Below are 17,657 nucleotides of genomic sequence, written 5' to 3' on the forward strand. Positions count from 1 at the left end.
GAGATCGTCCTCACTGAGGTGACGGACGATCTCTTTTTCCTGTCCCGCCATTACCCTACCAACTCAAAGCATACCTAAATCTTCTGTGAACCACTACGAGTCCCCGACCTCGCAGGATGACGAAGACGACGATCTCCGAACTGACGGCGGCACTCCCGGCCGGAAGAACGGGCACGACCCGGAGTGGCGTTCTACAACTGATCCTGACGAAGAAGTCGAGGTCACCTACGACTGTTGTCCTGGTGTGGCGAACACTTCGACGAGTCGGTGGGCGTCAGCCCCCGACTCGTCGAGGAGATCCCGGACCCGCAGCCTCCAGAGGTTACCCAGTACAACCGCCACTGCTACCAGTGCCACTCCTGTGGGACAGAGACAGTTGCGACACACCCCGACTGCCCCGATGAGGGGCAGTTCGGGGTGAACGTCATCGCTCAATCAGCACTTTCTCGGTACGATCACCGCTTTCCCTACCGGAAGATCGCTGATCGCTTCGAGCAACTGCACGGACTGGAACTGTCTGGTGCGTCCGCGTGGCACGCGACCGAGCGCGCTGCGCGCGCCGGTCGCTGTGAGTATGAGCAAATCCGTCGAGAGATCCAAGATGCTGACGTGGTTCATATTGACGAAACAGGCATCAAACGCGACGGTGAACAAGCGTGGATCTGGACTTTTAGTACCGCCCAGCACACGTTGTACGCGGTCAGAGAGAGTCGTGGGAGTGATGTTCCCGCGGAAGTCCTCGGCGAGGACTTCGCGGGAACGGTCATCTGTGACGGGTGGACGGCGTATCCGGCCTTCAGCAGCAATCTTCAGCGGTGTTGGGCGCATATTCTGCGGGAGGCTAAAGACGCAGCCGAAAAACAGGTAGAAGGCGAACCGATCTACCGCGCTCTCACACAGTTATACGTCGCTCTCCAGACCCAACTGGAGAGCGACTTGACAGTACGCGAACGGGCAGAACTACAGCGTGTGGCGCGCAGAGAACTTGAATCACTGATTGAACGGTCAGTTCCCGACGGACCAGTGGCAACACTCCTCGAGAAGATCGAAGGAGGTCTCGACCACTGGCTCACCTTCGTCGGTGAGCCAGCGGTCTCCCCAACGAACAACGCAGCTGAGAACGCGCTTCGTGAACCAGTTGTTCTCCGGAAAATCATCGGGACACTCCGCAACGATCGAGGCATGTTCGTCCACGAGACGATCTTGTCCCTGCTGGCGACGTGGCGCCAGCAGGGACGCAATCCCTACGAAGAACTTCGCCGAGTCGTCAGCTGCAATGAGATGATCTCACGGGCTCACGCTGTGCCGGCTGTCGAGACCTCGGGGTAAACACATACGTTTACGTTTTCACCGGATGACGAGGATTTCTACTTTCGACTCGGCTATGCCATGGAAAGCCGCAAGCGAGAGTACATCGAAGCGACCGAGCGCGCGACGTTCGTCGTCGCTGCCGAAACGAACGCAGGGTGGAAAAGCGTCGTAGCACGGGGAGAACTCGGACACCGCAACACCGTGGAAAACCTGGATCGAGTGACTCCACCCGATAGGTCGGTCAGCGATGCAGAAGCCGAACTCGATATCCCGTTCTACCACGTCTTTGATGAACCGTCGGAACTGCTGTTTACACTTGCCCGTCTTCGCACGACCGAACTTACTGGAATCGCAGAAGCAGCTGACAACTGATTCGGGTCATATCGATTAGCTGAATTGAGGCGCTAAGCCCCCTTCCTCAGCGAGCGTCTTCGGCGCGAGCAGGGAGGGGATACAGCGTCCCCAGAAATCGGAGATTTCTGGTGTGCGAACGAGACGCGAAAGCGTCTCGTCAACGCCGCAAGAGTTTCTTGGACTGTTCTACAGCAGGCCCACAGGCCTACGTTCCACAACAGTTAACTACACAACGTGTGTAACTTGTGGTGTGGCAAAGCGCAAGAACATCTCAATCCGGGACGACCAAGAGGAGTGGATTCAGGAGAACCACCTGAATCTCTCGTCTTTCGTCCAGGAGAAACTCGATGAGCTCATCGAGGAACGCGAAAACTGATGTACTACGCCTACAAGTATCGCCTCGAGCCGTCCGACGCCCAGCGCAAGGAGTTGGACCGCCACCGCGATATCTGTAGGCAACTGTACAACCACACTCGCTACCGCCTCAACGAGTACCGAGAAAACCACGATGAACTGCCGTCCATGACCACGCTTCGGTCAGAACTCCCCGACCTCAAGAAGTGGTGGGACGGTCTCTCGGACGTGTACTCGAAGGTTCTCCAAACTGTCGTGGAACGGCTGTTCAACAACCTCAGTAGCCTGTCTGCACTCAAGCAGAACGGCTACGGCGTCGGCCAACTCAAGTGGAAACCGCCACGGGAGTTTCGCAGTTTCACATACAACCAGTCTGGCTTCAAGCTCGACAAGAAGGGCGGTCAGACTGTCCTGTCACTCTCGAAACTCGCGGACATTCCAATCCGACTCCACCGAGAGATTCCTGAGGACGCCACACTCAAGCAGGTCACGCTCAAAAAGGAGTCGACCGGCGAGTGGTTCGCCACGTTCGGCGTTGAAGTCGACCGAGAGCCGCCAGAGAAGCCAGACCAACCGAAGAACGCCGTCGGGATCGACGTGGGCATTCTCAAGTACGCACATGAGACCGATGGTCACGCGGTCGAATCGGTCGACCTCTCGGACGAACGCGACCGACTCGAGCGAGAGCAACGCAAGCTCTCGCGCAAAGAGCACGGCTCGAACAACTACGAGAAGCAACGCCGTCGCGTGGCCAAGTGTCACTTCGACCTGAAGCGCAAGCGCCGGGACTTCCTTCACAAGCTCTCGAACCACTACGCTCAAGAGTACGATCTCGTGGCGGTCGAAGACCTTGACGCGAAAGGCTTGGTCGAACGTGACGGCAACTCTCGGAACCGCGCTGGAGCGGCGTGGGGAACGTTGCTCCGAATGCTCGAGTACAAGTGCGAACGCGAAGGCACGCACTACGTGGCCGTCGATCCGGCTGGGACGACCAAAGAGTGTGCGGCCTGCGGTGTCTCGACCGACAAACCGCTATGGGTCCGCGAACACTCGTGTCCCTCGTGCGGTTTCACGGCGGATAGGGATTGGAATGCAGCGTGGAACATTCTTTCTCGCGGTATCAAGCAGTTAGGAGCGGGATACTCCGAATCAACGCCTGTGGAGACTACGCTCCCTACGGGAACCACTTCGGTTCCTGCAAAGCGCGTCCTCGAAGCAGGAAGCCCCTCCCTCAAGGAGCGAACGGCGTTAGCCGTGAGCGAGTAGGGTGGGGTAGTTCACGGCTCTTTCTGGCAGTCGCGGCGGCCGGAATTCTCGCGCCGTTACTCGTCGCCACCGGCGTCACGTACATCGCGCGCGATCGGTACCACGCTCTCGGGGTCGATCGCCGGACGTGGGCATTCGCGGTTCCCTCACTGCTGCTCGCCCCACTATTCGCCTTTGCTGGGATCGTGCGCCCGACGTTCGTCTGGGGCGGCCGGCGGCACCGGTGGCACGATACGTTCGACGTGACCGTGGTGGAGGACCACTCCTATAGTAACTATTGAAAGTCAATACACACTCGACCGCAGAACGGCGTTACGATCGATGTGTAAATCGTTTCAAGAGCTACTATAGCTATCGTCGGCGACGACTGATCAACCATCGCTATAGAACTCCGCGTGTGGTTCGAGTGCGTCGACCCGGGGTGGTCCCGATTGGCGGACAACGAACACGTCGTAGGACTCCTTGTCGGCGACATGAACGCCGACACTGGTCAGGGGAGTCACGATGCGACCGACGTTGTCGCTGCCGAGAAAGATCACGCTCGGGTCGTGGCGCCTGGCCAGGCGTTCGACGTGTTCGGCGAGTTGATCTTCGGGCGGAAACTCCCTGATACGTTCGGCGTCGAAGTCGGCGTCAGGAGCCACGGAACGGACCTGTGCTCGGAGATCGTCGACGATTGTATCGACGTCGATCGATTCGTCCGGTCCGATCCAGCCTTTTTCACGCGCATAGCGCTTTCGTTCGGGGACGACCGTGACAGCGGTCACGTCCTCGTCGAGTGCGGTCCCGTACTCGACAGCCCTGACGAGCGCCACCGATGCGAGTTCTGATCCATCGAACGGTACGACGAAGGTCATAGACAGCGTGCCCACGCCTCGGGTCATAATTCCACAGGGTACCGAGGTCCGTGAGACGTCGAACCGCTGCTGGCCATCAGTCACTCTTCCAAAAGCCAGCCGAAGCGCTTCTCCCAGAATTCCTCACCCGGCGGTTTCTTCGTGCGGCCGTCAGTCTTCGCGTCGCGGATCTGGCGCTCTAGTTTCTCCCGCGCCTCGTTGATCGCGTGCTTGGCGCCGTAGCCCTCCCCCGACGCGATGAACAACCCGCTGTCGGTGAAGAGGCGAACGCGGGCGAGCAGAAGCGACCGGCCACGCCGTGTCTCGTCGTGTTCTTGCAGGTGAATGTTCGCATCGAGGACGTTCATCCCGTGATCACGGTCGTCGAACTTCTCGACCATCGCGACGATCTCGTCGTAGGAGAGGTCGTCGACCAGGCTGGCACCGTAGAGTTGCACGCCGCGATTTCCGCCGGCTTCCCAGGTGAGTGAGTCCAGCACGTCTGTCTTGGTCACGATGCCGTGAGGCGAGCCGTCGTCGGTCACGACCAACGAGGATGCATCGATCTCGAACATTTCTTCGACGGCTGTCTCGAGCGTTTCGGACGGCGAGATAGTGCGAACTGGCGACGTCATGAGATCCCGGACCGGCAGGTCGAGCATGTGCTCGATTTCTCCCTCTCGAGCGCCGAAACCGCCGCGACGCGCACGGGCCGTGCTCGAGGAGATTTCGCCGCCGAACGGGTCCACGCCGCCGGCGTCACCGCCCTGGCTCTGGACCTCGGCCCGGACAGTTAGGTCGGTGACGTCGTAGAGACTCAGGATGCCGACCGCCGCCCCGTCTTCGACGACGGGCAGGTGTGTGATACGGTTCTCCCGGAAGGTGTTCAGTGCCTCGCCGAGTTGTGACTCCGGCGCGAGCGAGAGCAGGTCCGTCGAGGCGGCTTCGGCGACCGTCGCCGCATCGAGGTGCGGCTGGACTGCCTCGAGAATGCCGTCGACGGTGACAACGCCGCGCAGTTCGTCGTCCTCGAAGACGGGCAGCAGCTGGGAGTCACTGTCGATCATCAGCTGTGCGACTTTGCGGACGTCCTCGTCGGGGGTGAGCCGGGGGACATGCCAGACCAGCGAGCCGAGTTTTTCGTTCGGCTGGCGGTGTGACGTCGCCAGTTGTCTGCGGGTGACGACACCCTCGAATTCGTCGCCGTGAACGACGACCCCTCTGACGTCGGCGTCTGCGAACGTGCCGACGAGCTTCGAGACGGTGGTATCTGGGGCGAACTCGACGTAGTCTTCCGAAATGATGTCTTCGATATTCATGATGATCGGTTGTGGAGCAGTCGTCCGGACGGTACAACCACAAGCGTTCAGTCGTACTCGATAGTTCGTCGGACGGTATCAAATACCCGGTGGTCATTCCCGGTTTTCGGTACAATCGGTTTTCTTGAGACCTGGGACGATCGGTTCTCTCTAGTTCGGGGGCGATCGATTTTCTCGAGAGACACCAGCGTGTCACGACTCGAGATACGTCATCGCTTCCTCGTCGGATACCTGCCCGAAGTCAGCGTAGAACTGCCCGACGCCCCTGAACCCGGCGGGGGTCTCGAGGCAGACGACCTCGTCGACCTGCGTCTCGAGGCAGACGACCTCGTCGACCTGCGTCTCGAGGTCGGCGATCGTATCCGGCGGGCCGACCGGGACGGCGAGGACGACCCGGGCGGCATCGGACCCCTGAAGTTTCGAGAGGCAGGCCCTGAGGGTCGAGCCCGTCGCGACACCATCGTCGACGACGACTACTGTCTTGTCGGGTAATTCGGGAGGCGATCGACCGTCGCGATAGCGTGCTTCCTTCTGTCGGGCGTTCTCGGCTTCGATCTCGCGCCGTCCCTGGAAGTACTCCTCGTCGGTTCGGGTGCCGCTGATCGCCCGTTCGTTTCGCCAGACGCTTTCGTCGCTCGCCACGGCACCGATAGCGTACTCCGGATTCCCCGGTGCGCCGATCTTCTTCGCAACGACGATATCCAGCGGCGCCTCGAGTGCGTCCGCGACCGCACGGCCGAGCGGGAGCCCGCCGCGCGGAATCGCGAGGACGATGTCGGCGTCGATGCCGCGCTCGAGCAGGGCGTCGCCGAGTCGTTCCCCGGCGTCGGTTCGATCGGTGAACTGTCGTGTGCTGGCCATCGTCTCGGGCGTGTCCACGTGACGAGAGCCTATATAACAGGGAGTCGATCACGACCGACCCCACCATCAAGACCACTGGCGGTGTGGTCTCGTTATGGCCCACGAGACCGAAACTGACAGCATCGTCTCGATCCCGGTCGACGACGGCGATATCGAACTCGAGGGAGCGCTCGAGGCGCCAGCAGATGCACCAGGGATCGTCGTCTTCGCCCACGGTAGCGGCTCGAGTCGGAAGAGCCCGCGGAACAACTACGTCGCGAGCGTGATCCGCGAGCGCGGACTCGGGACACTACTATTCGATCTCCTGACCGAGGCCGAAGACCAGCGGCGCGAGAACCGGTTCGACATCCCGTTGCTCACGGATCGGCTCGTCGCGGTGACCGAGTGGCTGTGGGCGCGCGAGACGACACCGGCTGCCAACGTTGGCTACTTCGGCTCGAGCACGGGTGCTGCGGCCGCACTCCGGGCAGCCACACGCCTCGAGAGCGATGTCGACGCCGTCGTCTCTCGAGGCGGTCGTGTCGACATGGCCGAGGAACTTCTCGACGAGGTTCGGGCGCCGACGCTGTTCATCGTCGGCGGCGAAGACACGCAGGTACTCGAATACAACCGCGAGGCGCGCGAGCAACTCGACTGCGAGAACGACCTTCACGTCGTCGAGGGCGCGGGCCACCTCTTCGAGGGCGACGGGGAACTCGAGGACGTCGCCGACGTGGCGGCCGACTGGTTCGTCGACACACTGGTGTGACCTCATCCGTCGGCGCTGTCATCGACGAAACGTTTCAGATATCTGCTGTAGTCGATGACCACCGATCGCTGACCCCGGTGCTGGCGATCGGCGGTACATAGGTACAGCAAACCGTATCAGACGGACTGTGTTGGAGGGCAGTATCGTCGCGAGTATCCGAAAATCACGCCGCTACATCGGTATAGCAGTTCGTATCAGTGCCCCCGATAGTAGCGAATACGGACCGATTCCCCATAGATTGACACCCTTGCTCGGCGAGCGAACGAGTGTAATGAACTTCGACGAGTTCACCGGCGAGATACAGCACCGACTCGAGTTTCCGGACACGGGTCGAACCGTGCGGTCGATCCGGGCCACGCTCATGACACTCGGCGAGCGGATTCCCGAGGGCGCGGCCGAAGACCTCGCGGCATCGCTGCCGATAGAGATCAAGTGGTACATGACCGGGGCGGTACAGGACCACGGTCAGCGATTCGACTGGCAGGAGTTCATCTCGCGGGTCAGCGACCGCGAAGGCGACCGAACCGACCGCTCGGAGGCCGCCTACCACTCCCGGATCGTCGTCGATTTCGTGGAATCGCAGGTTCCCCCGTCGGACTTCCAGCAACTCCGGGATCAGCTGCCCGAAAGCGCGGACGACGAGAACTGGGGCAAACTGTTCGAGGTGGTCGACAGCGGCGGCTGGGGTGACGCCCAAGAGGCCCAGACCGGCGGCGGACCGCAGCCGGAAACTGAAGAGTGAGGCGCTCGAGCACCGGTATCACGGCCACCTCAAGACGAGAGATACGATGTACGACACCATCCTCGTTCCGACCGACGGGAGTCCCGGCGCCGAGCCGGCGATCGACAACGCGCTCGACCTCGCACGGCAGTACGGCGCGTCCGTTCACGCGCTCAGCGTGATCGACGTCGCCGAACTCGTGGAACTGGACTATCTCGGCGATCGGACTGACTTCGAGCAGACGATCGAGCCCCTCGAGGACGCGGCCAAAGACGCGGTCCGAGCGGTCGAGGCGCAAGCGAGAGAGGAAGACACCGATTTCGAGGTCGTCACCGTCGTTCGCCAGGGAACGCCCTTCGAGACGATCCTCGAGTACGCCGACCACGTCGATGCTGACCTGATCGTAATGGGGACTCACGGTCGCCGCGGGCTGTCACGATACCTCCTCGGGAGCACGACCGAGCGAATCGTGCGGGCCTCGCCCGTTCCTGTGCTAACCGTCCGATTCTTCGCGGATACTGAGTAAACTGCCTCGTGGCCGTCACCCCGGCTTCCAGCCGTCGAATCGGCTCACCTCACTCGGTTTCGACCTCGATATCGCCGACCTGTGTCGACTCGTGGTACGCACAGATGTAGGTCACCATCTCCTCGGCGGCGACGACACCCTCGAGCGTCGAAGTCGTCACTTCCATCAGTTCCGTCACTCCCGTCAATCCCCGTCGCGTCCGCCCGCCGAGAGACGGTGACCGATCGCGTCCGCACCGACGAGCGCGTCGCGAACGTCCGCAGGTACCACCGGGAACGGCTCGTTGTGGATCGTCTCCTCCGTAGCGCAGGCTACGTCCGCTACGACCTCGAGGTTCTCGGTCGAGGGGTCCTCGAGCCCGATTTCGGCGAGCGTCGTCGGCAGCCCCATCGATGCTGCGAAGCCGGCAACGTCCTCGACGAACGCATCGTCGTGTCCCTCGAGGACGAGCTGGGCGATCGTGCCGATCGTCACCTTCTCGCCGTGGGTCGCGTCGTGGGTCGCCTTGAGCTGGGTCAGGCCATTGTGGATCGCGTGCGCCGCGGCGAGCCCGCCGCTTTCGAAGCCCAGCCCGCTCAACAGGGTGTTCGCTTCGACGACGGCCTCGACACTCTCGGTGACGGCGTCGTTCTCGACGGCATCGACCGCTGACCGGCCGTGTTCTCGCAACGTCGTGTACGCGAGTCTGGCAATCTGCTGGGCCGTTCGTGTCGAGCGCGTGCCGAAGATCGTGGTCGCCCCCGACTGGTGGGCTGCCTCGGCCTCGAACCAGGTCGCGAGCGCGTCGCCGATCCCGCCGCGGAACAGCCGCGTCGGTGCCTCGGCGACGATCTCGGTATCGACGAGGACGAGTTCGGGGTGGCGCTCGTAGACGTGGAACTCGACGAACTCGCCGTCCTCGGTATAGATAACGGCGACGGAACTCGTCGGCGCGTCGGTCGAGGCGACCGTCGGCAGTGAGATGAGTGCTCCGCCAGTGTGCTCGCGGGCGGCCCGCGCGGTGTCGATGGCCTTCCCGCCCCCAGCGCCGACGATCACGTCGGCTCCGAACTCCTCGTGGACGCCGGCGACACGTTCGATTTCCGTCTCCGAACATTCCTCGTTGAACGCCTCGAGCGTGACGTCGAATCCACCCGCCTCGAGCCCGTCCCGAACGCGGTCGCCGACGAGATCGAGGACGAGTTCATCACCGAGGACGACGGCGTTGTCCCCGAGGTCTGCGGCATGCTCGCCGAGTTCGTCGATAGCGTTTCGGCCCTGTACGTATCCTGCTGGAGATCTGAATACCTGTGTCACGCGTTCTCCTCGAGACTGGTGTCTCGAACCCGCTCGGGCCGCTACCACAGGAACGACTAAATAAGCGGGCGGTGTGTCAAACTTCGAATAAAAGGGGCGGTTCGATCCAGGGATGGAGTCCCCGTTGGAGACGTCGCTACTGATCTCGAACGGGATTCTCAGGGCCGACCAGCACGGACAGACTCCGCTCGCGAATCGACACCTCGAGGTCGGTCGCCGAGAGGGGTTCACCGTCGAGGCTGAAGTTCACGGGACCGCGGTCGTCCGCACGAGTCGTGATCGACACCGACGACGCCTCGACCCTGGTGATCGGTCCTGGAATCACGTCGCGATCGACGTCGAACACGCTCGGCGCGTCCTCGGCGCCGACTGCGAGCGACTCGCCGTCGCGCCCCCGCTCGAGGACGACCACCTCGAGGGCGCCGTCCGCGATAGGATCCCGCGAGCGTCTCCTGACCGTCGGGAGGCGGAAGGCGTTCCCGACGAGCACGAGCAACGCGTTTCCGCGCCACGTCGACGGCGTTCCGTCATCATTGGCGTTATCGACGTCGTTAGCGTTACCACCGTCCTCGGCATCAGTGGCGTCAGCGTTGCCATCAACGCCAGTATCGGTGCTGCTACCGAACTCGGACCCCACAACAGACTCGGTACCGGTACCGACAACGGAACCAGCATCACCGTCCAGTCCGCTCTCGTCGAATCGAATCTCGAGCGGTAGCCCCTCGTACTCGGGGAGGAATCGGAGCGTCGTGAGTACGTAGGCGAGCGGTCCGAACTGGCGCTTCCACTCGTCGGGTGTCGATGCGTTCGCCTCGGCGGAAAGGCCGGCCAGACACGTGTTAAGAAACGGCCGTCCGCCGGCGACGCCGACGTCGACCCGTCGGCTGGTGTCGGCATCGATCGCCTCGAACCCGGCATCGAGGTCCGGAATGTCGAGCGTTCTGGCGAAGACGTTGGCGGTGCCTGTCGGCAACACCGCGATGTCGACTTGGTCGAGCGCGTCCGCCTCGAGGAGGCCGTGGATGACTTCGTTGACCGTGCCGTCGCCGCCGGCGACGGCGATCAGTGAGATGTCATTGGTGTCGCCGTTGCCGTTGTCGTCACCGTCGGCCGCCTCACGAGCGAACCGGCGCGCATCGCCCGCCGCTTCGGTCTCGCGCACCTCGAAGCCCCGCTTTGTGCCCCGCGTTCGAACGTCGGGAGCGTGATCGCCCGACCCGCTTGCGGGATTGCAGACGAGTAGCCGATCGGTGCGGGATTCAGACGCTGACTCGGACCGCCGTTCGTTCATGTCCGTCGTTGAATTCGACACCTCATAGGAGCGGCGATCGGGCGATCGAACGGTCCGTGACTCGAGTCGGAGCCGCCGCCGCCCGACGCGCTGCAGAACGAACGAGTCGTGGCGCAAAAAACGCGAAAAGCCGAAAGGCACGAGAAGACGAGCACGCGAGGACGACGGCCGATCGAGAGAACGAAGGTGAGAACGAAAACGAGAACGGGAGCCGAACGGCTACTGAAACATTCCCGTCTGTACTTGCTGGTGCTGTTGGCCCTGTTCCTCAGCCATCTGCTGGTACTGCTGGGCGACCTGTTGCATCCGTTGTTGGATCTCGTCGGCCTGCTCGTCCAGCGCGGCCGTGTCGATTTCGAAGTCGACGAGGGGCTCGAGCGCGTTCTCGATTACCGATTTGGCGGCCTGCGGATCCGGGAGGAACGGATGAGACCGGACGATCAGCAGGGCTGCGGGGACGTCGGCCTGGTAGCACTCGCGGACCAGCGAGCCAGTGATGCCGCCGACCAGTCCCCGTTCGTCGGGGACAGTAATGCCAGCATCGCGCAGATCAGCGCGAATCTCGTCGGTCGTCGCGACGCCAGTCACGTCGCCAATCTCCTCCTCGGACTGCGCCGGCGCGCCTGCGAGGAAGATCGCCCGGCCGAAGTCGTCGGCCAGTTCCTCGAGGACGCACCGCGAGAGAGGTTCGAACGCCGGCTCCGGGAGCGCGAGGTCGCTCTCGAGGGTCATCACGGCCGGATCGTCACCAGCGTAGACCCGGACCAGATCCTGAACGAGGCCGTCCTCGAAGGTCACGACCGGCGGGAACTCGTCCGACGCGACGTTCCCGTAGTGCTCGAGGCCGAGCTGGTCGGTGACCTGATCGACGGCGATGGCTGCGACGAGCCCGTGTCCTGGGAGCCCCTCGATCAGCGTCGGAGTCTCCGCGGAGACGTCTGCAACCTGTTCGAACGATGCGGATGGGGTCTGGTCGGCCATGTGTGAGCGGAGCTACAACATCGGAGAGTAAGATAGTATGGCTGGGTCCCGATTCATCAACAGGTCCGCCGGGAGAGACCGATCGGACAGCGATCCGTCTTAGTGCAGACGCGTGGACTCGTCCTCCAGTTCGAACTCGAACGCCCGCTCGTGGATCGACAGGCCGTCCTCGTCGTCGGGTCGCCAACTGGTCCCCTCACGGTCAAGGAGCTTGATCGCGGCACAGCGAACGCATCGGAGCGGGTAAACCGGACTGATGTCTTCCGTAACGACGACCTCGTGGTTCCACGGGTGGTGCCAGTCGTGGCCGTACAGCCGGCATTGCCAGTTGACGTTCAGGGGAGCCATACAGTAGGATACGGACTCACGGGTAGTAAGTCGCTCGCCGACCGACGATTGGTGGGTGACTGGGGCTATTTCACTTCGAGCATTGTAGGGGCCCCTGATGTACGAGACGATCCTCGTCCCGACCGACGGGAGTACGGTGGCAGCAGACGCTGGAGACTACGCGATCCGACTTGCAGAGCGATTCGGCGCGACGCTCCACGTGCTCTCAGTCCTCGAGCAGGGACTCGTCGGCGGCGACGACGAAGACGAGGGCGAACGAGCGGTCGAGGAACTGGCCGAGCGAGCGAGCGATCGCGGCCTCGAGGTGACGACGGAACTTCGCGAGCAGGAAGACAACGTCCACGAAGAGATCCTCACGGCGGCCGACGACCACGACGCCGATCTGATTACGATGGGGACGACCGGCCGCAGCGGTCTCGGTCGATTCCTGCTGGGCAGCGTCGCCGAACAGACGCTCCAAGAGTCGACGATCCCGGTTGTGACCGTTCACGAGGAGACTACTCTCGAGGGCGAGTTCGAGCGCATTCTGGTCCCCACCGACAGGAGCCACAGCGCGACGACGGCACTCGAGCACAGTATCGATCTCGCGGTCGAGACTGGCGCACGGCTCCACGTCGTCCACGTCAGTGACGAGGAGACCGTCGACGGAACCGAAACGTTCGACGTTGCGGAGACGACTGCGGACGGCGACGATACCGACGAATTCGACCTCGATCCGATCGACGACGCGCTCGAGCGACTACGCGAGTCACCGCTGGAGACCGTCGACGTGTCGGTGCCCGACGGTCGCGTCGACCAGCAGATTCTGGCAATAGCAGCCACGTACGACGCTGACTGCATCGTGATGGGGACCCACGGCGAGACCGGCCTGCGGCGGTATCTCCTCGGGGGTTCGACCGAGCGGGTCGTCCGTTTCGCCGGCGTACCGGTGATCGGCATTAGCGCACCGCGTGCCGAGACCGCGACCGTCGAGTATCTCGACTATCAGGTCGTCGACGAACGCGGGTGGTCGCTCGAGGATGACCACCTCCTCGAGCGTGCCGCAGACGCGGATCTCGACACAGAGGCCCACGGTACGTTCGAGGTGGCACGCGACGAGTACGTCCTCGACGCCGCCGAGGCAGCCGGTCACGCCTGGCCGTTTCACTGCCGGGCCGGCGGCTGCGTGAACTGTACTGCTGTGGTGCTCGAGGGGGACCTCGAGATGGACGTCCAGCGGAGCCTCTCCGAGGAAGAGGTAGAAGAGAGAGGATTTCGATTGACCTGTGTCGGCACGCCAGCAAGTGACTCTATCGAGTTGGTCTACGGTGCGAAACACCTCGACGAGTTGCGAGACCGAGTCATCTAGAGTTCCAGACCGGGACTAGCTTTATTTGAGCGATCGATGTCCGTGTAGTCATAAGTACGTGACACGAAGAGACAATGACAGCAGACACCAATAACGAACTCACCCATCATCTGGGTGTAGCGGTCGGAAGCATCGTCATTGCAGTCCTGCTGTGGGGAGTCGGCTACCGCGGACAGCGAGTTGTCGCCGCCATCCCCTTCTTCATTCTGTTTGTCGTAATGATCATCGGGCCGTTGGTTCGTATCCGGCCGTCGATCAGGCGTCGGTTTTCCGGGAACTTCCCCGTGAACTGGCGGTCGGAACTCGGCATCTGGTTTGCCATCTGGTCCGTGATCCACGTCCTGTTCGTGTTCGCTGCGCGCGACTGGGACGTCGTCGGCTATCTCGTCGACATGAGTCCCTGGGCGTTCGGTGCCTTCGTGGCCGTCCTCATCGCGATCGCTCTGGCCTTCACGTCAAACAACATAGCCTACGACTACCTCGGTCCGAAAGCCTGGAAGTGGCACCAGAGCCACGGCACGTACGTGATCTTCTGGCTCGTGGCCGTCCACGGCTACGACCGGGCGTACCTCCGCCCGTACGAGGAGCTGGGCTTCCCATCGGACGATCCGCTCCACCTGCTCTACCTCGCGATGATCGTCGTGGTCGTCCTGCTCCACGTGGTCGCGTTTGCGGCGGTCGTTTCCGAATATCGGAAGACCGGCGAGTATCCGCCGGATCTATGATCGATCGAATTGCTATACCGATCTCCGGTCCCAACAGCTGCCCCGGTCGCGGTCGGACCGGAACTACCGGGTAATAAACCGTCTCAATACCGCTCGAAGTACCGATCCTGAACCTTCACGAAGATCGCCATCAGTAGTGCGAAGACGATCGCTGCGACGGCGATCTGGGCCCAGTGAACCAGTGCCAGCGGTTCGACGTCGAACAGGAGCTGACCAGTCGACGTGTAGAGCACGAGCAGTTGGAGTGTGATCGCGATGGCGACGGCGAGTACGAGCCAGTTGTTCGAGAACAGGCCGAGTCCGTACCGGTAGCGGATCGCCTGAATGCGGACGATTTCGAAGACGACGAAGCCGGTAAACACCATCGTCTGGGCGAGGTCTCGACCCACCTCGTAATCGGGGCTCCAGCCGAGGATCGCCCCGGTAACGTCGTACCCCGGGATCACCTCCCCGTAGAAGTTGAGCGTGAAAAGCGGGAGCAGACAGACCGTCATGAACAGCGCGATGCCGACGATGGAAGTGACGATCCGCTCCGTGATCACGCCTTCCTCGGGCGGGCGCGGGTCCCGTTCCATAACGTCGGAAGCAGCCGGATCGACGCCCATCGTGAGCGCGGGAATGCCATCGGTCACGACGTTGATCCAGAGCACCTGGATCGGTGTGATAACGAGGCCGAGTCCCGCCAACGTCCCCGAGAAGATCATCGTCACCTCACCGCCGTTGCCCGACAGCAGGTAGTTGACGAACTTGCGGACGTTGTCGAAGATGCGGCGGCCGCCCCTGACCGCGTCGCGGATCGTCGCGAAGTTGTCGTCCAGCAGGACGATGTCGGAGGCCTGTTCGGTGACGTCGGTGCCGCGGATCCCCATCGCGACGCCGACGTCAGCGTTCTTGACTGCGGGGGCGTCGTTGACACCGTCGCCAGTCATCGCAACGGTGTGGCCTTTGTCCTGGAGTGTCTGGAGGATCCGTGTCTTGTGCTCGGGTGACGTTCGTGCGAAGATATCGACATCGTCGACCACGTCGCGAAGTTCTTCGTCGCTCATCGCCTCGAGATCGGAACCCGTAATCACCGTCGCCGAACGGAGCCCGACCTCCTTGCCGACCGCCCGGGCGGTAACGGCGTTGTCGCCGGTGATCATGACGACGTTGATGCCGGCGTCGAGACACCCCGCGAGTGCGTCGGGGACCTCGGGGCGGGGCGGGTCGAGCATCCCTTGCAGGCCGAGAAAGACCATCCCCTGCTCTATGCCTTCGTCGGGATCGGTCGCCTGCGAGTCGGGAACGTCGGGCCGATAGGCAAAGCCCATCACGCGCAGGGCGTCTTCGGCGAACGCCTCGTTTCTGTGCTCGAGTTCGTCACGGCGCTTGTCGGTCAACTCGACGACGTCGCCGTCGACAAGTTCGCGGTCACAGCGCTCGATGACCGTTTCGGGTGCGCCTTTCATGTAGGCGGCCGTCCCCCCGTCGGGGGTCTCGTGAACGGTCGTCATCCGTTTGCGCGCGGAGGTGAAGTCGACCTCGCCGGTCCGGGGATACGCCGTGGCGATTTCCTCGTGATCGAAGCCGGCCTTCTGGGCGGCGACGAACAGTGCGATCTCGGTCGGGTCGCCGAGATACGTCCGCTCTTCGTTCCCGGCGTCGCCGGCGGCGTTCCCGTCGTCCTCCCCTTCGCGGGTGCCGACGTCGACGTTGTTACAGAGCATCCCGCAGCGCAGTACCTCGGCGACCCGGTCGGCGTCGACGGGGTCGTCGTCCTGAAGAAACTCGCCCTCGGTGTCGTAGCCGGTCCCGGTCACCTCGTAGGTCTCGCGGTTGGCGACGATCCGCTGGACCGTCATCTCCTCCTCGGTGAGCGTCCCGGTCTTGTCCGTACAGACGACGTCGACTGACCCCAGCGCCTCGACGATTGGCAGCCGGCGCACGAGTGCGTTCTTCTCGGCCATGCGCCGAGCCCCGAGCGCGAGCGAGAGCGTCACGACCGCCGGCAACCCCTCGGGAACCGCGGAGACGGCGATCCCGACCGCCGTCAGAAACACCTGCAGCGGCTGCGTGTCGCCAATCACCAGTTCGGTGATCGCGATGATCGAGACGATCCCGACGACCCCGAGCGCGATGAGTTTGCCCAGTCGGTCCATCTCGGCCTCGAACGGCGTGTCACGGTCCTCTGCCTCCTCGAGCGCCGTCGCGATCTGCCCGATCTCCGACTCGGGACCGGTCTCGACGACGACCGCCGTCCCGGAGCCGCGTTCGACGACGGTGTCCTTGTAGAGCATGTTCTCGCGCTCGGCCAGCGACGTCTCTTCCTCGATCTGGCCGACCTCCTTCGAGACGCCGACGCTTTCGCCAGTCAACGCCGCCTCGTCGACACTGAGGTTCGACTCCGCGACGATCCGGGCGTCGGCAGGGACGATGTCGCCGGATTCGACGAAGATGACGTCGCCGGGGACGACGTTGGTCGCGTCGATCTCGGTTTTCTCACCCTCGCGCCTGACCAGCGCGTGCGTCGTCGACATCTCCTTGAGCGCCTGGATGCTCTGTTCGGCGCGGTAATCCTGTAGAAAGCCGAAGACGGTGATGAACACGACGACGCCAGCGATGACGGCTGCGTCGATCGTGTGACCGACGACCGCCATTACAGCCGTGGCGACGATCAACACCCAGATCAGCGCTGGCTTGTACTGATCGACGAAGATCTGTAGCGGCGAAATGCCCTCCTCGCCTTCGATCTCGTTCGGCCCCTCGCGCTCGAGCCGCTCGCGTGCCTCGTCGGTCGACAGCCCCTCCTCGGTGGTCTCAAGGGTTTCGTACACGTCTTCGAGCGAACGTGCGTGCCAGTCGCTTTCGGATTCGATCTCGACTTCCTCGTAGTATTCCGAATACGCTGATCGTGCCACGGATATACTATTTTGGGCGCATAGGTTTCATCGAAATATGATAGATGGTCGATGGGTTGTCGGAACTGCTCTCGCGAGATCGATTACGGCCCGTCACCCGGTGGGTGAGAACGTGACGAGCTAGTCACCGTCGCGTTCCTCGGCTCCGACACCGACTCACTCGTCAGGTTCGACGCTGTCGCCGTCCCGGAGTTGACCCGTGAGCCAGACGCCGTCGTCGAATGTCGCGACGACGACCGGGGTGGCTCGTCGTCGGACTTCGGGATCGAACTGAAGATCGTCGTTTCTGCAGTTGCGGTCGACAGTTCCTGGGTCGGCGAGTCAGAGTGTTCGCCGAACTCGGTGCTGGCTATCCCAGCGATCTGGACTGTCATGCGCCCCCGCTACGACGATCCCGTATGTAAAGTCCCCTGCAACGAGTACCACCCCTGATCCATCACGTATCGTGACGTTCCGATTGCTAGTCTGATACGAA

16 protein-coding genes and 2 pseudogenes are annotated in these 17,657 nt (G+C 62.6%); 9 read left to right on the forward strand and 9 right to left on the reverse strand.

The genetic code is table 11. From position 1 onward, the window contains the following. Positions 1-97 precede the first annotated feature (97 nt). The 4 genes and pseudogenes from tnpC to D8Y22_RS01905 form a co-directional block, all read left to right on the forward strand. A pseudogene (tnpC, locus tag D8Y22_RS01895) lies at positions 98-1,329 on the forward strand (IS66 family transposase); the annotation flags it as partial. A 60-nt stretch (positions 1,330-1,389) separates the two neighbouring features. Further along, a complete protein-coding gene (locus D8Y22_RS01900; RefSeq protein WP_141462955.1) occupies positions 1,390-1,683 on the forward strand; it encodes a hypothetical protein in 294 nt (97 codons plus the stop codon). A 232-nt stretch (positions 1,684-1,915) separates the two neighbouring features. After that, the gene (locus D8Y22_RS23090) at positions 1,916-2,041 is read left to right on the forward strand and encodes a hypothetical protein (protein WP_281282370.1); all 126 of its coding nucleotides are present in this window, start codon (positions 1,916-1,918) and stop codon (positions 2,039-2,041) included. After that, entirely contained in the window at positions 2,041-3,285 is a 1,245-nt protein-coding gene (locus tag D8Y22_RS01905) for an RNA-guided endonuclease InsQ/TnpB family protein (RefSeq protein ID WP_141462958.1), read from the forward strand. Before D8Y22_RS23090 ends, D8Y22_RS01905 begins: the two co-directional genes overlap by 1 nt. 371 nt (positions 3,286-3,656) lie before the next feature. On the opposite strand, the gene D8Y22_RS01915 is transcribed toward D8Y22_RS01905, so the two are convergent. From D8Y22_RS01915 to D8Y22_RS01925, 3 genes are all read right to left on the reverse strand, one after another. Continuing rightward, complete coding sequence (locus D8Y22_RS01915; protein WP_141462960.1) at positions 3,657-4,142, reverse strand: universal stress protein; 486 nt, start codon at positions 4,140-4,142, stop codon at positions 3,657-3,659. Positions 4,143-4,222: 80 nt separating this feature from the next. After that, positions 4,223-5,440 (reverse strand): CBS domain-containing protein, encoded by a 1,218-nt coding sequence (locus D8Y22_RS01920; protein WP_141462962.1) that lies wholly within the window; start codon positions 5,438-5,440, stop codon positions 4,223-4,225. A gap of 192 nt (positions 5,441-5,632) precedes the next feature. Next, positions 5,633-6,301, reverse strand: a complete 669-nt coding sequence (locus D8Y22_RS01925; protein WP_141462963.1) for a phosphoribosyltransferase — start codon at positions 6,299-6,301, stop codon at positions 5,633-5,635. A 94-nt stretch (positions 6,302-6,395) separates the two neighbouring features. Between D8Y22_RS01925 and D8Y22_RS01930 the strand changes: the two genes are divergently transcribed. From D8Y22_RS01930 to D8Y22_RS01940, 3 genes are all read left to right on the forward strand, one after another. Then, a complete protein-coding gene (locus D8Y22_RS01930) occupies positions 6,396-7,049 on the forward strand; it encodes a dienelactone hydrolase family protein (RefSeq protein ID WP_141462965.1) in 654 nt (217 codons plus the stop codon). A 271-nt stretch (positions 7,050-7,320) separates the two neighbouring features. Continuing rightward, the gene (locus D8Y22_RS01935; RefSeq protein WP_141462967.1) at positions 7,321-7,791 is read left to right on the forward strand and encodes a DUF2267 domain-containing protein; all 471 of its coding nucleotides are present in this window, start codon (positions 7,321-7,323) and stop codon (positions 7,789-7,791) included. A gap of 46 nt (positions 7,792-7,837) precedes the next feature. Next, positions 7,838-8,296, forward strand: a complete 459-nt coding sequence (locus D8Y22_RS01940) for a universal stress protein (RefSeq protein ID WP_141462968.1) — start codon at positions 7,838-7,840, stop codon at positions 8,294-8,296. Between the two features lie 49 nt (positions 8,297-8,345). On the opposite strand, the pseudogene D8Y22_RS23280 reads toward D8Y22_RS01940, so the two are convergent. The 5 genes and pseudogenes from D8Y22_RS23280 to D8Y22_RS01965 form a co-directional block, all read right to left on the reverse strand. Then, a pseudogene (locus D8Y22_RS23280) lies at positions 8,346-8,447 on the reverse strand (PKD domain-containing protein); the annotation flags it as partial. Positions 8,448-8,479: 32 nt separating this feature from the next. Continuing rightward, complete coding sequence (locus tag D8Y22_RS01950; protein WP_141462970.1) at positions 8,480-9,592, reverse strand: glycerol dehydrogenase; 1,113 nt, start codon at positions 9,590-9,592, stop codon at positions 8,480-8,482. Positions 9,593-9,728: 136 nt separating this feature from the next. Then, the gene (locus D8Y22_RS01955; RefSeq protein WP_141462972.1) at positions 9,729-10,883 is read right to left on the reverse strand and encodes a diacylglycerol/lipid kinase family protein; all 1,155 of its coding nucleotides are present in this window, start codon (positions 10,881-10,883) and stop codon (positions 9,729-9,731) included. Between the two features lie 219 nt (positions 10,884-11,102). After that, positions 11,103-11,864: a proteasome assembly chaperone family protein gene (locus tag D8Y22_RS01960; RefSeq protein ID WP_141462974.1), complete on the reverse strand. Its 762-nt coding sequence runs from the start codon at positions 11,862-11,864 to the stop codon at positions 11,103-11,105. Between the two features lie 99 nt (positions 11,865-11,963). Further along, positions 11,964-12,212 carry a hypothetical protein gene (locus D8Y22_RS01965; protein WP_141462975.1) on the reverse strand — a complete coding sequence of 83 codons (249 nt, stop codon included), beginning with the start codon at positions 12,210-12,212 and terminating at the stop codon, positions 11,964-11,966. Positions 12,213-12,309: 97 nt separating this feature from the next. Between D8Y22_RS01965 and fer the strand changes: the two genes are divergently transcribed. After that, positions 12,310-13,560 carry a ferredoxin Fer gene (gene fer / locus D8Y22_RS23095; RefSeq protein WP_141462977.1) on the forward strand — a complete coding sequence of 417 codons (1,251 nt, stop codon included), beginning with the start codon at positions 12,310-12,312 and terminating at the stop codon, positions 13,558-13,560. Positions 13,561-13,634: 74 nt separating this feature from the next. Next, on the forward strand, positions 13,635-14,285 hold the full coding sequence (locus D8Y22_RS01975; RefSeq protein WP_141462979.1) for a cytochrome b family protein: 651 nt from the start codon (positions 13,635-13,637) through the stop codon (positions 14,283-14,285). An 83-nt stretch (positions 14,286-14,368) separates the two neighbouring features. Here the strand turns inward: D8Y22_RS01975 and D8Y22_RS01980 are convergent, their stop codons facing one another. Further along, positions 14,369-17,182: a cation-translocating P-type ATPase gene (locus D8Y22_RS01980; protein ID WP_141462981.1), complete on the reverse strand. Its 2,814-nt coding sequence runs from the start codon at positions 17,180-17,182 to the stop codon at positions 14,369-14,371. Positions 17,183-17,657 lie beyond the last annotated feature (475 nt).

This window comes from Salinadaptatus halalkaliphilus (genome assembly GCF_006543045.1).
Lineage (GTDB): Archaea > Halobacteriota > Halobacteria > Halobacteriales > Natrialbaceae > Salinadaptatus > Salinadaptatus halalkaliphilus.

What these genes read in the sequence shown, in the direction of transcription:
- D8Y22_RS01900 (WP_141462955.1), top strand. Translation starts at nt 1,390, where the DNA reads ATGGAAAGCCGCAAGCGAGAGTACATCGAAGCGACCGAGCGCGCGACG.
- D8Y22_RS01905 (WP_141462958.1), top strand. Translation starts at nt 2,041, where the DNA reads ATGTACTACGCCTACAAGTATCGCCTCGAGCCGTCCGACGCCCAGCGC.
- D8Y22_RS01915 (WP_141462960.1), bottom strand. Translation starts at nt 4,142, where the DNA reads ATGACCTTCGTCGTACCGTTCGATGGATCAGAACTCGCATCGGTGGCG.
- D8Y22_RS01920 (WP_141462962.1), bottom strand. Translation starts at nt 5,440, where the DNA reads ATGAATATCGAAGACATCATTTCGGAAGACTACGTCGAGTTCGCCCCA.
- D8Y22_RS01925 (WP_141462963.1), bottom strand. Translation starts at nt 6,301, where the DNA reads ATGGCCAGCACACGACAGTTCACCGATCGAACCGACGCCGGGGAACGA.
- D8Y22_RS01930 (WP_141462965.1), top strand. Translation starts at nt 6,396, where the DNA reads ATGGCCCACGAGACCGAAACTGACAGCATCGTCTCGATCCCGGTCGAC.
- D8Y22_RS01935 (WP_141462967.1), top strand. Translation starts at nt 7,321, where the DNA reads ATGAACTTCGACGAGTTCACCGGCGAGATACAGCACCGACTCGAGTTT.
- D8Y22_RS01940 (WP_141462968.1), top strand. Translation starts at nt 7,838, where the DNA reads ATGTACGACACCATCCTCGTTCCGACCGACGGGAGTCCCGGCGCCGAG.
- D8Y22_RS01955 (WP_141462972.1), bottom strand. Translation starts at nt 10,883, where the DNA reads ATGAACGAACGGCGGTCCGAGTCAGCGTCTGAATCCCGCACCGATCGG.
- D8Y22_RS01960 (WP_141462974.1), bottom strand. Translation starts at nt 11,864, where the DNA reads ATGGCCGACCAGACCCCATCCGCATCGTTCGAACAGGTTGCAGACGTC.
- D8Y22_RS01965 (WP_141462975.1), bottom strand. Translation starts at nt 12,212, where the DNA reads ATGGCTCCCCTGAACGTCAACTGGCAATGCCGGCTGTACGGCCACGAC.
- fer (WP_141462977.1), top strand. Translation starts at nt 12,310, where the DNA reads ATGTACGAGACGATCCTCGTCCCGACCGACGGGAGTACGGTGGCAGCA.
- D8Y22_RS01975 (WP_141462979.1), top strand. Translation starts at nt 13,635, where the DNA reads ATGACAGCAGACACCAATAACGAACTCACCCATCATCTGGGTGTAGCG.